General features: G+C 53.6%; 15 protein-coding genes. All 15 read right to left on the bottom strand.

Annotation, left to right across the window (positions count from 1 at the left end; all coding sequences use genetic code 11):
- Positions 1 to 33: 33 nt before the first annotated feature.
- The 15 genes from HCH_RS13055 to HCH_RS32320 all read right to left on the bottom strand — a co-directional run bounded on the left by HCH_RS13055 (position 34) and on the right by HCH_RS32320 (position 13454).
- Entirely contained in the window at positions 34 to 1602 is a 1569-nt protein-coding gene (locus HCH_RS13055; protein ID WP_011396738.1) for a phage portal protein, read from the bottom strand.
- Positions 1599 to 1808, bottom strand: coding sequence for a gpW family head-tail joining protein (gpW, locus tag HCH_RS13050; RefSeq protein WP_041598634.1), 210 nt, complete (start codon positions 1806 to 1808; stop codon positions 1599 to 1601). Before gpW ends, HCH_RS13055 begins: the two co-directional genes overlap by 4 nt.
- Positions 1808 to 3742 (bottom strand): phage terminase large subunit family protein, encoded by a 1935-nt coding sequence (locus HCH_RS13045; RefSeq protein WP_083769765.1) that lies wholly within the window; start codon positions 3740 to 3742, stop codon positions 1808 to 1810. Before HCH_RS13045 ends, gpW begins: the two co-directional genes overlap by 1 nt.
- Positions 3717 to 4241 carry a terminase small subunit gene (locus HCH_RS13040; RefSeq protein WP_011396736.1) on the bottom strand — a complete coding sequence of 175 codons (525 nt, stop codon included), beginning with the start codon at positions 4239 to 4241 and terminating at the stop codon, positions 3717 to 3719. The genes HCH_RS13045 and HCH_RS13040 overlap by 26 nt, the downstream gene beginning before the upstream one ends.
- A gap of 117 nt (positions 4242 to 4358) precedes the next feature.
- Positions 4359 to 4712, bottom strand: a complete 354-nt coding sequence (locus tag HCH_RS13035; RefSeq protein WP_041598633.1) for a hypothetical protein — start codon at positions 4710 to 4712, stop codon at positions 4359 to 4361.
- A complete protein-coding gene (locus HCH_RS13030) occupies positions 4709 to 5869 on the bottom strand; it encodes a hypothetical protein (RefSeq protein ID WP_011396735.1) in 1161 nt (386 codons plus the stop codon). The genes HCH_RS13035 and HCH_RS13030 overlap by 4 nt, the downstream gene beginning before the upstream one ends.
- The gene (locus tag HCH_RS13025; RefSeq protein ID WP_011396734.1) at positions 5869 to 7233 is read right to left on the bottom strand and encodes a hypothetical protein; all 1365 of its coding nucleotides are present in this window, start codon (positions 7231 to 7233) and stop codon (positions 5869 to 5871) included. Before HCH_RS13025 ends, HCH_RS13030 begins: the two co-directional genes overlap by 1 nt.
- On the bottom strand, positions 7233 to 7445 hold the full coding sequence (gene lysC, locus HCH_RS34760; RefSeq protein ID WP_238384997.1) for an Rz1-like lysis system protein LysC: 213 nt from the start codon (positions 7443 to 7445) through the stop codon (positions 7233 to 7235). The genes HCH_RS13025 and lysC overlap by 1 nt, the downstream gene beginning before the upstream one ends.
- Positions 7387 to 7761, bottom strand: coding sequence for a hypothetical protein (locus HCH_RS13020; RefSeq protein WP_011396732.1), 375 nt, complete (start codon positions 7759 to 7761; stop codon positions 7387 to 7389). Before HCH_RS13020 ends, lysC begins: the two co-directional genes overlap by 59 nt.
- On the bottom strand, positions 7758 to 8087 hold the full coding sequence (locus HCH_RS13015) for a hypothetical protein (protein WP_011396731.1): 330 nt from the start codon (positions 8085 to 8087) through the stop codon (positions 7758 to 7760). Before HCH_RS13015 ends, HCH_RS13020 begins: the two co-directional genes overlap by 4 nt.
- A gap of 6 nt (positions 8088 to 8093) precedes the next feature.
- On the bottom strand, positions 8094 to 8513 hold the full coding sequence (locus HCH_RS13010; RefSeq protein ID WP_011396730.1) for an N-acetylmuramoyl-L-alanine amidase: 420 nt from the start codon (positions 8511 to 8513) through the stop codon (positions 8094 to 8096).
- 230 nt (positions 8514 to 8743) lie between these two features.
- A complete protein-coding gene (locus HCH_RS32325) occupies positions 8744 to 9439 on the bottom strand; it encodes a phage protein (protein WP_011396729.1) in 696 nt (231 codons plus the stop codon).
- 3 nt (positions 9440 to 9442) lie between these two features.
- Positions 9443 to 9949 carry a hypothetical protein gene (locus tag HCH_RS13000; protein ID WP_011396728.1) on the bottom strand — a complete coding sequence of 169 codons (507 nt, stop codon included), beginning with the start codon at positions 9947 to 9949 and terminating at the stop codon, positions 9443 to 9445.
- Between the two features lie 266 nt (positions 9950 to 10215).
- Positions 10216 to 10602: an antiterminator Q family protein gene (locus HCH_RS12995; protein ID WP_011396727.1), complete on the bottom strand. Its 387-nt coding sequence runs from the start codon at positions 10600 to 10602 to the stop codon at positions 10216 to 10218.
- Between the two features lie 380 nt (positions 10603 to 10982).
- Complete coding sequence (locus HCH_RS32320) at positions 10983 to 13454, bottom strand: DUF5906 domain-containing protein (RefSeq protein ID WP_011396725.1); 2472 nt, start codon at positions 13452 to 13454, stop codon at positions 10983 to 10985.
- Between the last annotated feature and the right edge of the window lie 84 nt (positions 13455 to 13538).

Below are 13538 nucleotides of genomic sequence, written 5' to 3'. Positions count from 1 at the left end.
CCATAAAAAAACCCGCCGGCGGCGGGTCTGTTTCTAGGCGGCTTCGCGTTCGTCCGGAGCCATGTTGGTTACTCGCATCCAGGACGGCGGAGGCAATCCAGCCTCTTGGCGTTCGCGGACCTCTCGGATCTGTTGCTGGAATATTTCCTGATAGTCTTCGCCCATCAGCGCCAGCTCTTTTTCGTAGGTCGACAAACCGCTGTCGATTCGCAGGACCGCTTCTTTCACTTCCTTCAATCCGTCAATCGCGACACGGCCTGAACCGATCCAAGCACAGTTACACCAGGACGCTTTCCCATCGTAGAAGGATTTCGCGCCCTTCGGCGGTACGATCACACCACGGCTGAAGGCTTCTTCAAGCCACAACGCGAATATCTTTGTTGCAAACCGAGCGGCAATCACTTTCCGGCGCCCCATGAAGTAACGCCACCCGTCCAACATCGAGGCGCGAGCCGAACTATAAGTGGTTTTGCTATAGTCGCGCGCCAACGCCTCGAAAGGAACGTTCAAGCCCGCAGCAATCCAGCGCAAGATACTGGCTTCCAGTTCCGCAAACCCGTTGTCCGCGTTTGATGACGTCATCAGGTTAAGCTTTTCGCCTGGCATCAAGTGCGGGATTTTCACCCCATTCATGCGGATGTTCGCGCCGGCGTGGTAGTCCAGCATGGACATCATCCATTTCTGCAGGACATCTTCGCCGCCATCGCCGCCGATGATTTCAAAAGCCGCCGAGCTATCCATTTCGGATTCGATGACGGCGGCATACATGGCGTTAACGATGGCGTTTTGGAGCTTGGTGTGCTGGAGCTTGCCCAGCATGTGCATTTGCTCCATCACCGCCAAAAAGCGGTTTGCGCCACGGGTTTGACCGTCCTCGGTTGGCTCAAATACATGGAGAAACTGTTCGCGCCCCCAGCTTGTTTCGCGCGGGATCTCGCGCCAGGTACTGCCCATGCCATCGCCGAACATATAACCAGGCACAGAAGTGTCTCGAACGTTATACGACCTCGCCGCGCCGTACCGATCAACGTTAACGCCACCGCGTAGTCGGTTGGTGTCCATCAAATTATGAGGATTGCTCACGCGATGTGGCGTAATGGTTTTAATGCAGGTCTTGAACAGGCTGCCAGGCCGGTATTCCCATTCCGCCGAGGCCATTATTTCGCCCTTGGTCGTATGGGTCGCAATCCCTTCGCGAATCAGCATCGTAAAGGTGCGCTTGCGCTCCGCATCGAGGTAGCAATGCACGTCATCTTCAGCGTATTCCGTCCAAGCCTGCTCAACATCCCGCGCCAGGCTGGCCGCATCTTCTTCTGACATCCCTAGCCGTTGCCATCGTGGCTTGTATGACAAGCGGAATAGGTGACCAACGATGTTATCAACATGGAGTTGCACGCCGTTGGACGCAATGCCGTGATTCCGGGCGAGGTCATCAGCGCGCGCATTGCCCATTTTCAGAGTCGGTAGCAACGCAGCGTCGGCGGTTTGCGCCATCGGATTCCAATTGACCAACTGGTTGCCGAAGCCTGCGCCCGCGCCGGTATATACCGACGACATTGGCCGCCCTTGCGCGTCTAAAATTCGCACGCTGGTATCATTCATCCAGTTACCCCCGCAGGCCCGCGCCGGCTGCGCGTCGTCAGCCCGAGTTGTGACTCAAGATCTGCGATGTATGCGCGCAGCTTTGCTGCGTCCGCCGGCTTGTAGGTAGCACTATAGTTGTCGTGTTGGACCTGCACGACTGATTGCCCGGTCAGGAGCTTGTTTAACGCTGCGCGTGCGGCGTCTAAATCTGCTTGCGTAGCCATCAGGTAGCCCTCTGTCCTAATGATCCCCACCCTCCAGACTTACTCTCGCCTGCTTGCTTGACTGACACGCCAGCAGACGGCTTTTCATCCGGTTGGGTCGGTATGGTTATTGGTGATAGCAGGTCTACCTGCTTCAAATTCGCCTCAATATTGTCCCAATCGGCTGGCTTTTTGAGCTGTATTCGCAGCACTCTGGCTGCGTGAAGCGCGTAAACTTCGCAGTCCAACGCTTCGTTGCGGACACCCGCTTTCTTTTGCCAAACCTTTTTACCAAGTTGGCGCCGACTGGGCGCCTTAATCTCGCTTAGTACCTGCGCGTAATAGTCTGAGCGCACGTCTTTATAGTTGTGCATTCGACCAGGACCAATCCCGCTCAATTTCAGGCGCGCAGATATCAGGTCTTTCGCCTTTTGCGTACCGACGATATAGACCTGCAGGCCATATTTAGAGGCCTTTGTCTGGCTGTTCACGTCCACTTTGCGGGGAGGCGTGACAATCTCGCGATCACTGGCTTGCTTAGTGTTCTCCGAGTCGCCCTTGATCGCCATAATCTTCGCTCCGAGCTTTTTCCGACTCCGGACATAGTGGTAAACGGCGTCATTCGTGGCGCCGTCTGAACTATCAATGCCGGTTGCAGAGATTCGCAGGCCAGCGCCGGACGCATGCTCATAGACCCCGAATAAAAACGTATCCAGTTCTTTCCAAACTGCATCGTTTTTATCGGTACAAGCCGTTTGCGCAGCCAGCTCGCCCCAATAAACGAGGAAACTTTCTTCGCCTCGGCCCCACGCCCGAATGATGACAGCCAGACGATCATGTTGGACGTCAACGCCCATCGTCAGAATCAGTCCGCCGGTAGGTATGCTTTTCTCCGGATACTCCAGCGCCTTGGCTTCTAGTTCGTCCTCATTGGCCGAATCGGTTTCGTACTCATAAGACAAGCCCAAAGTGGAGTTGACGAAGACAATCATGTCCCCGTCGTCTCCCTGTTCTTTCTTGTGCTTCGCCTCCAAGTACTTCGTCAGAAGAATTGCAAACCGGGAGCCTGGGAAAGGCGCATACAGCTCGTTGATATAGAATCCGGCTGTCCCTGAAAAATCAGCCTCAGCAACCCATACGCCGTTTTTAACGTTCCGGTTCTTCTGGTTATCATTCCAGACGCAGGTGCAATGCGGACACACATAAAACGCTGACTCGGGAATAATCTTCCCAAAGACTTCATGGCTGCGGCTTTCGTCCTCATCCCATCTGACATTGTCCCAAGACAGTACATGAGACTCGCCGCACTCATGGCAAGGGATGTAAAACTTGCGCTGGTCACTGTTTTTGTAACTTTCATCAACGCGAGAAACGCCCTTGACCGTAGGCGTCCCCCCGAATATCACTTTCCGGCGATCGTAAGTCTTGGCCCTTTCTTCCAGCAGCTTAATTGAGTCGCCCTGGCCGAATACATTCGTGTTGCAGTCGTCCGGTTCTTCAACCGCCACCACCGGGGCTGATGTCGACTTGACGTTATCCGGAGCGTTCGATGCCACCAACGACAAAAACCCGCCGGGGAAGTTCTTCTGATCTTGGCGGTTGCCGGCCTTTCGACTGGTTGTAACGTCCACCAGATCCCGCAGCACAGGAGTAGCGGTGATCATCGGGTTGAACTTTTGATCCAAGTACTTTTTGATCGTTTTTTCTTTCGGAAAAAGCAACACAATAGGACAAGGATCGGTGTGGATTCGTCGCCCAAGATAGTTATTCCAGAACCCATCAGTGTAGGCGACCTGAGCTGATTTCTTTACAACCAGCTTTTTCACGCGAGGATCGTCGACCGCGTCCATGATGCCTTCAATCCATGGCGTTAGACGGGTGTTATATTTCCCCGGGCGGGCTGACTGTTCTTTCGCAAGCCAACGATACTTATTCGCCCAATCCTTCGTCGTCATCTTCTCCGGCGGCTGGAACTTCTTCAGCGCGTTCGCTATCACCCTCCGCGTATTGATCACCAAGTGCCGCCAGGTGAGTGAGCGCCTGTCTAGAATGTTCGTCGAGTATGTCTGGTTCAACATCTATATCGTAACGAGCATCCAATTCGGTTTTTAAAATGTGATTGCTATCAAGCAAGGTTGTTTTGATAGCGGTGACGACCTGTTCAAGAAGCGCCTCCAGCTCACTTGCGGGCACCAGTTCCCCGAGGTCACGACCTAGAGCCAGGGTTTCCCGCTCCGCCCTGATGCGATCCAATCTGTCTCGGGCTGATTCGAATTTCGCTCCGGATAACGCCCGATCCTTCAGAAAATTGAAAACGGCAACCGTGTCGTATTGATTCGAAGCCCCCCGCCCTGCATCCAACACAATCGGAAAGTCGGGGTCTTTTTGATACTGGGTGAAGGTCCGCTCGCTGATGCCGAAAATGTCAGCAAGTTGTTTCTTGTTTACCTTCACAACGCCCCCGAAATAAAAGGAAGGAAGGCTAAGGCCATCCTAAATCTGCAAAAAACGCGGACTCTACGCACCCTCATAGGGGGCCGGCCGGGGAAGGACCCGCAGCCCCTTGGGCGGCTAGCCGCTGACGTAAAACCGCGTTTGACCCGAGATATTCACCCCGCGCACGGCCGTCGCCTTGGAAGTGATCTCCAGATCATCCGGCGTGGCGCTCACATCACCATGAGGCCAGGACCGCGCAAAGGGTGCTCCACTTTCGATCCAGCTTATCGGTGCAGTGGTGTATTCAACACGACCTTGCGCGCCAACTCCTATCTCCATGCCGACCAGAAACCCGTCATGGCCTGGGGGAAGCAACACCCATTCACCATTGCCAGCTTCCGTTAGCGTTTCTTCGAAGTAATAGCGCTGCTGTCGAACTTGGCGCTTTGCCCAATTGGTATCACTTAAATCTACTGGCAACTCAATCATGCGACCTCCCGAAATACAGGCCTGAATATGTCTTTGAACACTGGCCCCATAATGGAGTCCACCTCCAACGAACCGTCTTCTCCCACGGTGAGAGTGACAGTCCACGACGCAGTCGTACCGTCGTCATAGATTTTCTGGAATGTAACCTGAAACGTTGTCCCCGCCGGCGTCCCTTCCTCGGCCTCCACCACATCGTTAACGTCCAACACAATGTTGGCTGTAGTAATCGCCGACACACCATCCTTAAAAACCAGATCATAAGTCGCAGTGGTATCAGCAAGCGGAAACGCCGGCGGCTCAAACCACGGATTATTTCCGCCACCCTGACCAGCGGCGAACGAATTGTCATCAGCATTAGTTCCCGGCGCGGGAAACTGCGCCGTGTGCGTCTGCGTGTGCGCAACTCCCGCTAATGTTGCTGACTCACTGGCCCCAGATAACACCAAATCCACTGCCGAGGTTGGAGCGTCACCAGGTGATCTGTAGTCGACTGTGCCGTCCAAATTGTCAGTTACGTCAAGCAAAGCGTACTGTGTTGATCCAGCGTCCGGGGTCAGATAACCGCTTGTAATAGTTTCGCTGAAATCGGTAACGTTGGCCGTCTCATCACCATACTGGGTTGACGCATTACCGCCTACCAAGCCACTTATAGAAGGGCTTGGCGTTGAGCTTAAAGTGACGATCGCCCAAGCCGCCAAACGGTCAGGATCTTCCGAGTCCCGAACCCACACGCCCACACCCGAATTACAAACCGAAGAGGTGACGACATCACTCGGATGCTTAGCAGCGTTTAGGTTGGTGTTGCTCGTCCCAGGTATTGCACCAGCAACAATCGCACAAAAGCTGCCTGCTCCTGCCGGCTCCACATAGGGAGTTATAGCACCACCATAAACCGCGCCAGCGGTTGAAATAGTCGGGATATCAATATATCTGACGGGGCTCGCGCCAACTTGCGGAAGCTTGTCAGCAGCACAAATATACAAGCCTATCCTGCCGTTTGATGTGCCTGACGCTGCCTTTAAAGCTGCATAGATCTCGTCGACCGAATCCCCCGGATTGAGAAAAAACACGTCGCCGACGGCCATGGATTGAGCTTTGCCGGCCTGGATGAACAGCACCGATGCAAACGACTCGTTGTGATAGCCATACTCAGGCATTACAAATCCCCCGGCGGAATATCAGACGGCGCTTGGATACCCACAAAAACCTCTGTCAGGTAATAGTCCTGATCTACTTTTGCACCGCCGCCGTTTTTGGCCCCGCCAAAGTAAATGGAGGTCAAGCCAGGCCACTGCGGATCAAATGACACAATCTGCGTATCGTTGCTGTAGACCAGCTCAATAGCGCCGCCGTCGGTAACGTTCTTTTTCCAAACCTTCACAACACCATCAGAAGCGCCAAGCGCAGAAGCCTCTTGGATACACGCGGTATACTCGATCAGCTTGCCGGCGTCCGTGCTGGGGTCTATCAAGTACGCAAACGAGCCATCCGAATTATTGCGGTGAGACTGATCTGTATTAGCCCCCGCATACTGAGCGGCCGCGTTGTTGCTTACAACGTCGGCAGTGGCGGCGGTATCTAAATTGGTAATGGTGACACCAACGCCCCACTCCGCCGCATCTGTTGGGCTTTGCATAACATCGACCCATATTGTCGACGTCTCGGTGTCTACATACCGGACAAACGCTGTCGCATCGACGCCGCCTTGGATTGTGTCGCCTGGATTCCAATCAGGCGCATCTGGAGCAATATCCAAAGTAATGCTGCGGTATGACCCGCCAGTCTGATGACACTTAACGATGCTGGTCCCGGCAACAGGGTTATCCTGATATGGATCGGCGTTGACCTCCAAGCCAAAACCGTGCTGCGAGTATTCGCGCTCCCAAGCGGTTAACCATTTGTGATTATTGCCTGGTGTGCTGTAGCTGGTGATCCCCGCACTCTGCGCGGTAGTTAAATTTTGAAGGGTGTGCCCTGACCCAAAGTCAGCCGACGAATACAGCGCTGACGGGCGATCAATAACAACCCTGTTTGCTCCTTCGTCTATGTGGTAGATCGTGGCTGTTGTTCCGGCGTCGCCCTGCACCGTATCGCCAATATTCCAATTAGGCGCGGACGGCGCTGCGTCAATGATTAGCACCGCCAAATTACGGTGATAGTAATCACTTGGAATGCGGACACTCCAACGCACCCACAACGGAGCCCGGAAGCCATTAAGCCAGAGGTTAGCCTGTTGGGGCGAGCCGTTTGTGTAGTTGGTTCCCTGCTGCGTTAACTTGATACCGTTAAGGCCAGCATGCGGAGCCGGCAAGGCCTCCACCACATAATCAGTCTTCTGACTGGCGGCGACTCCGTTACCGTTTGCCCAATAGATTCCGTTTTCAGCATGCGAGCTGTCACCAGACGAAAAATCATCATGGAACAACCACCAGTCGCCACTCGGTGGCGGCGCTTCGGCCGCCAATAGACCGGTAATGGACCGGTTAGCCTCTAACTTGGCGTCCGGTATCACCCAAACCATTATTGCGCCCACTCCCGCAACGCCGACTTGTCCGCGTTACACATGCGCAAGGACGCAATCAACCGTTCGGTATAAACAACCAGGTCCGCATTCGTCGAACCAGTGAATGCGGGAATGTCGCACGGCTGCATTAAAACCTCGGGAGGAAACTGCTTAATTGTCTGCGTCTGAGTGATCAGCCGTGTCCGCGCGCAACCGGTTTGCAATGTCATCAGGCAGACGAGCGCGAGCCCACTCGCGATTGTTTTCATTCGCAAGCGTGACTTGGAGCGCATCACTATCAGCCCTCAATTGTTTTGCTATGGATTGCTGCGCCTGGTTTCGGCGGCTTATAACGTCATCCCTGCGTTTCATCTCCCGCGCCAGCTCATTGATTCGCGCCACGTCGGCGACGTGCTGGCTTTCGTACTGATCAACGGCGACCGTCAGCGTCTCGTTTTCCGCCTTCAGTGCTCTGTTCACGAAATAGAAATAAGCAATGGCCAGCGCCATCGCCAAGATGACACCCACCATTGCCTTTAAAATCATGCCTTACCTTTGACCTGCGCCGCCGCTTTGATAACCCATTCAACCGCCCGCAAGCCGCCTAACGACCCCAGTGCCCCAAACATAAGCATTTGCAGGTCAGACATGCCCTGCAGCGCCCCCGCTGCATAAAGCGCTACCGCTCCAATAGCGGTTAAAATCAGCTCACCCAAAAACTTTTTCCTGTCGAAAGGCTCCTGCGACACCAACGTGCGCGCAACGAAGCCCGCAACGAACAGCACCAGCACCGTCCAGAATTCTTTACTCGTCCATATCGATGAGGTTTCAGCAGCCCTTTGAGCTAACTCGCGTTCATCCGGCATTTTCATTTCCCATCACCGATTGAAGTACCATGCCCGGACGTCAAAACTCGGACATGCTTTATGGACACCTGGAAAGTCACGATGACCACGTAACTCACTGCCGGGGAACCGCGCCAACAAGCCAGCTAGAACAGTACGCAAGGCGTTCTTTTGCGCCTCTGTGAAGTTGTCTTCCGGGACTTCTTCGTCATCTACTCCGCCAATAAGACACACACCAACCGAGTCACCGTTATGACCGCGCACATGTGCGCCAACAGACATCAGGTCGCGACCGTTTTGCACAGTCCCGTCCCGCTTAATAACCAAGTGGTAACCAATATCCGACCACCCTTTATCCTTATGCCATGTGCGGATAGTCTCCGCGTCAACGTCCATTGATGCCGGCGTGGCCGAGCAATGCACCACCACAAATCGCGTTGCTTGTCGCTTCATGGTTTCTCCGGGCATAAAAAAACCCGGCTGAACCGGGTAATGTAAGGTTTATCTACACTATTGCTGAACGCAGTTGCGACAGCCTACGTGAAAAATACTAATTCTTGATCAAAACGGCGTCAACTCACTGTTTTTAAATAACTTTTTTAAACATTACCGTAAGAGTAACTAACGGCCTTTTAAGCCGCGCAACTGTTGAATGCGCCCTTAACTGTAGCAGTACAAACTATTTACTTTTCAACCAGCCCCGCCGCCGCTCTGAAGGCCGCCACGCACTCACCAAGCCATTCTTGCCTATTCATTCCTGGAGCGCGATCGCCAATAACGAAAAACTGATTCTGCCTCGCCCTGCCCTTTTCGCTACCGAGCGAACGCTCTTTAGACTTCACCTCTTTCCTAGAAATAACCAAACTAAACATGGTTTGCGTCACCGCTTGTTCACCCTCGCGCTTACACCAACGCTCATACACCTCGTACAAGTCGGTGGTGATACAACTCATGTATGGCGCTTCAAGCAGGCCCTCACGCCATTCAAGATAGAACTGCTCCACACCAGTCCGAACCTGTACGGCTGGGGTTTTGGTTTTATCCCTTCGAACGCGTGCAGACGCCGCAACCTTCTGGCCTTCACCGGCCATTTCATAAAATCGACGCAAAAGGTCTTTCCGGACTTGGTCCACCTCGGCGGTATTACGCATACAGCTCAATACATACATGGCATGGCGCTCGTTAAGCATCGCGAATTCCTCCGACGCCTCTTTGCCCGGCGGCACGCCAAACCACACCGTTCCCAACTCCTGCAAAAACTGAATGTGTCTTCGCACCAACCCGAGCACGATCGCATGCGCGCAATGCGCCGCTTCCGCGATCAGCAGCGTCGTGGTTACCGGGAGCCCCGTAGAAGTGATTTCAACCAAATTCGTCATCGCTTACCCCTGTTCATCCAGTTTATGCAATGAGGCCATGTAGGCCGCTTCATCGAAGTGCAGGAAGTCATTGGCGCGTTTGAGCAGCGCCTGGGCGTCTTCATCACTGACGCCCACGTCAACGGCCTTCATGGCCGCCGCCAGAAACTTTTCGAGTTCACAGAAAAAACCAACCACCTGGCCGCGCAGGGCGTCCCGTTCCGGCGTGCCATCGCGATCACACCCAAACATATCCAGCACCACATGCTGAAGATGGCCGCCATAATCGCGGCCCTGATCATTCACATGCTTGAGGTAGATGCGCGCCAGCGCCTCGCCGGTTTCCTGCCCTCCAAAGTAGCCACCACTCGGCGGCACGTTCCAATAACACAAACCAGAGCGCCGTTTGGCGAACCCCACGTATGGGAGCCGGCGAACCGGGAATTTTTCACGAGGCTTGAATTTAAGCGCTGCCGCGGCGGGATGATTAAACGCAGAGGGAGTACGAGAATAAGTTGCTTGAGTAGCCATGATGGCCTCCGTAGATTTTGTTGTCACACAAAATTCGCCTTGAGAAGGCGACCGGGAGGGTGACAACGGCTCTACGAGACCGCTTTGCCTATTCCCCTTGCGGGTATTGTATTCGGCAGAACTCCCGGCCATAAACTTGGCTGGCATGCGCCCGAAAAAATAGCTGGATAGAATCAACAGCCGTATTTCAGGCACAAAAAAACCGCATAACTGTCGGGTGCGGATAGCCGCGTAGATCAAGGTTGTCACGCCTCTTACCCTGTAATCTAGCGACCGTTCCGAACTCTGTCAACCAGCAGGTGCGTCGGCAAATGCGGTTGCAGCAGGCCCGACATGATGCATTCGCCCATCCGGAGCAGCTCCCTCGCCGCCCCATAGCTCCGCCCTAAGTCCCTGGCTATGACGCGGATCTCGCGCCGATCAATATAGGCCCACTTAATCGCCTTCCCTTCAAACGGCTGCACCCTGCTTAGAAGCGCCAGGGCTTTATCAACAATTAGCGCCTGATCGTCTGTAAGAAGCTCTGAGCCATCGTAGTCGTCCAAACAGGTTTCCACCCTCTCAAAACGTGGAAGAACGCCGCCAGCCCTCACCCAACGTCCGTAACGCACTAACCAGTCTCTTGTAACGTCTAACAGAATTGAATCAGTCATCTTTACCTCTTCAGTAACTCTTATTCGTTATTGGTATAAGTTTTATATTTTTTATTAAATGCCACAGGTTAATAGGTAAACGCCACAAGTTGAGGTTAAAACGCCACAGGTTATAAATTCTTATGTATATGTTTTTATTGCAATTAATTACTGCGCCACAAGTGCCACAGGCTTTACACGCGCACGTGAAGGAAAAATATTTTTTAAATTTTCCCTGAGTAATTTTAATCACGCGTACACGCCCGCGCGCGTAAACCTGTGGCACTTGTGGCGCAGCGTCATATATTATTGATTTAACTAATATTTCCAATTTTTAAACCTGTGGCATACTTGTGGCGTTTTACGGTCAACCTGTGGCGTTTACCTATTAACCTGTGGCGTTAAAATGCATCCTCTCTGTTCAAATCAGCTTCATTCCTGAATTTCACTACACAATCACCCAACCATTGCTGCTTGGTAACTCCCTTCTGTGGAGTATCAATAATGAAGAAATGCTGCTTTCGCACATTTATTGACGTTCCGGACATAAACCTTTCCAATGATTTCTTTTCCTTAACCGACAGCAGTAGAGAGAACTTTGTCTGCGTCAGCGATCGCTCGCCCTCTCTGCTGCACCATCGCTTATAGACCTCATACAGATCTGTCGTGATACAGCTCATATACGGAGCTTCCAGCAGACCATCACGCCAAGCCTGGTAGAACAGCTCAGTCCCGGATAAACCGAAGTGAATCAGCCTGGCCTTATCATCCGTCATCAGTGGCTTGGTGTGTTCATTAAAGCCCTTGGTGTTGTAGGCCAGCAGGTAGCCATAGAAGGCTTCAATACCGCCGTTTTCCATTTCATTACTGACAAGCTGCTGCAGGTGTTCCGGCAGCGTCGCCCGAGGCCACACCACCAGGAAACGCCGATCGCTAGGCTCCAAGGGGAACGGCTGAAACTCGTTACTGAGAAATATGCAGTTCATGTGGTTGGCTTCCTCCCAGCCCGACACGAACTTTTTCTCGATGCGCTGCGTCTTACCGGTAATCATGTGCTTGATGGTGCCAAGGTGCGCATATTTCTGGTCTCGGCTTAACACCTCTTCGAATACCGCGAACAACAACCGGTCCCGCCAATCGGTGTACTGGGATTCTAACTGATGCTGACCCAGCACCGCGGCATATTTACCATAGAGCTGCCGGCAGATATCGGCAAACAGAAGCGACTTGCCCGAGCCGTGAACATCAGAATGAAACATCAGCGCCGTGTCCATCTTCGCGCCGACATTTTGGATGGGATAGGCAAGCCACTTCATGACCCAGTCGACGACGTCCACGTCATCATTACACAGCCACTTGATCAACTCGCGGATAGAGTCGCAGCGCCAAAATTCCGATCTGGGCGACGGCTTATGCGGCAACCCTTCGAAAATGTTGATGTGTGTTTTGGGGTCCGCCGTCATCGTCGGATCAAACACCAGGCGATCAGAATCAACCTGGCGTCGTTGCGGATGCTTCAGCCACCAGTCGTAATCGTTCGGCATGGCCGCGCGAAGGTTTTCCAGCGGTATCCGATCCTTGCGCTCCGTGTCCCAGGCGTCCTTGGTTGGGTAAATGTACACGTAGCGCTGGAGTATACGGAGGTCGCCCCCCTCCCCCCCGTTTTGAATGGCGGCGACGTCGGCGCGGGTAATCACCCGCCGGCGCTCATGCTCTTTCCATTCGTTGTAAATCGACTTCCCAATCAGCTCGACAAACGCCGTCTTTTTGATCTCGCGGCGCTCCTGACAGTCCCAAAACTTAGTCTCGCCGGCGATGAGCGCATAGCGATTCAGCACTTGCTCCAGATCGATGCTGACCACTTCACCATTCGCGCGCGACTCTTCATCTAAAGGGGGTGCGGGGGAAGCGGCGGCCAAGTTAAATTCGGGGGTATTAAGAACGGCCGTCATTTGATGAGAGATAACATCAAGACCTCTGGCCAAATGCACATCGTTGTAGTCCAGCTTGGGAAAGTCCGGACGGAGGCATTCAGGCATGCTCTCAATGTCAGGAACGGTTGCAATAGCTCCCAACGCCTGTGCAGCAGCGATCGCCGCTGTTTTGCCCGGGTTATCCTCCGAACTGGCGTCATTGTCCCCGGCAATGATCAACTGCACGTCAGGGCGCAACTCTCGTATGGCCTGCGCCGCCGGCAGCAGATTGCCACAATCAAACGCCACCAGCACCGGCCACTCGGTCGCCATATGCAATGAGGCCCCTGTCGCGTACCCCTCGCAAACTATCAGCGGACAGCCCGGATCAACCTTTCCAATTAAATGCCCCGCCCCTTTCTTGGACGTGCCCGTGAGAAACTTCTTACCGCCTTCAGCGTTGATGAACTGCAGGCCGGTTAATACGTCGTCAGCGATACGTCGCACAGGCACAACGACCGAACCGCGCGTATACCTTACCCCAAAGCCGCCGACGCCCTTACTGGAGAGGTACGGAGAGGCGCCGGAAAGTGGGAGCCCTTCCCATATCTGCGCAGCTCTACGGCGAACCTCTTCCCGGCTCGCTTCCTCTTTCGCATCCATTTCCGCCCGCTGCTTTTCCAGGAAGGACTTGCGTACTTCGCGCAACTCATCCTTGGACATAGCGGGATCGCTGATGTCGAAATAGAGGGTTTTATCGTCTATGGATTGATTGCCGAAGCGGCCTTGATAGGACTCTTTGCCAGAGTCAGTCGTGATTTTAAAGCAGATATACCAGCCAGATTTTTTGCCTCGACGGCCTCCGTCGACAGGACAACGCACCAGGTCGCCGGACGTGTCCAGACTGTCAACAACCAGGCCGGCAGACCGAAACCGGTCTAACACCTCGTCAATGAGCACCCCTACCCCCTTTATGCAACGTGCGGTTGTGTTCTGTTCGTTTTTCGCACACAATGAAGCCCTCTTAAGTGAGAAATTAAAACC

Source organism: Hahella chejuensis KCTC 2396 (assembly GCF_000012985.1).
Taxonomy (GTDB): domain Bacteria; phylum Pseudomonadota; class Gammaproteobacteria; order Pseudomonadales; family Oleiphilaceae; genus Hahella; species Hahella chejuensis.
The sequence above is the reverse complement of the archived record's forward strand: the minus strand, read 5'-3'. Positions and strand labels throughout refer to the sequence as shown.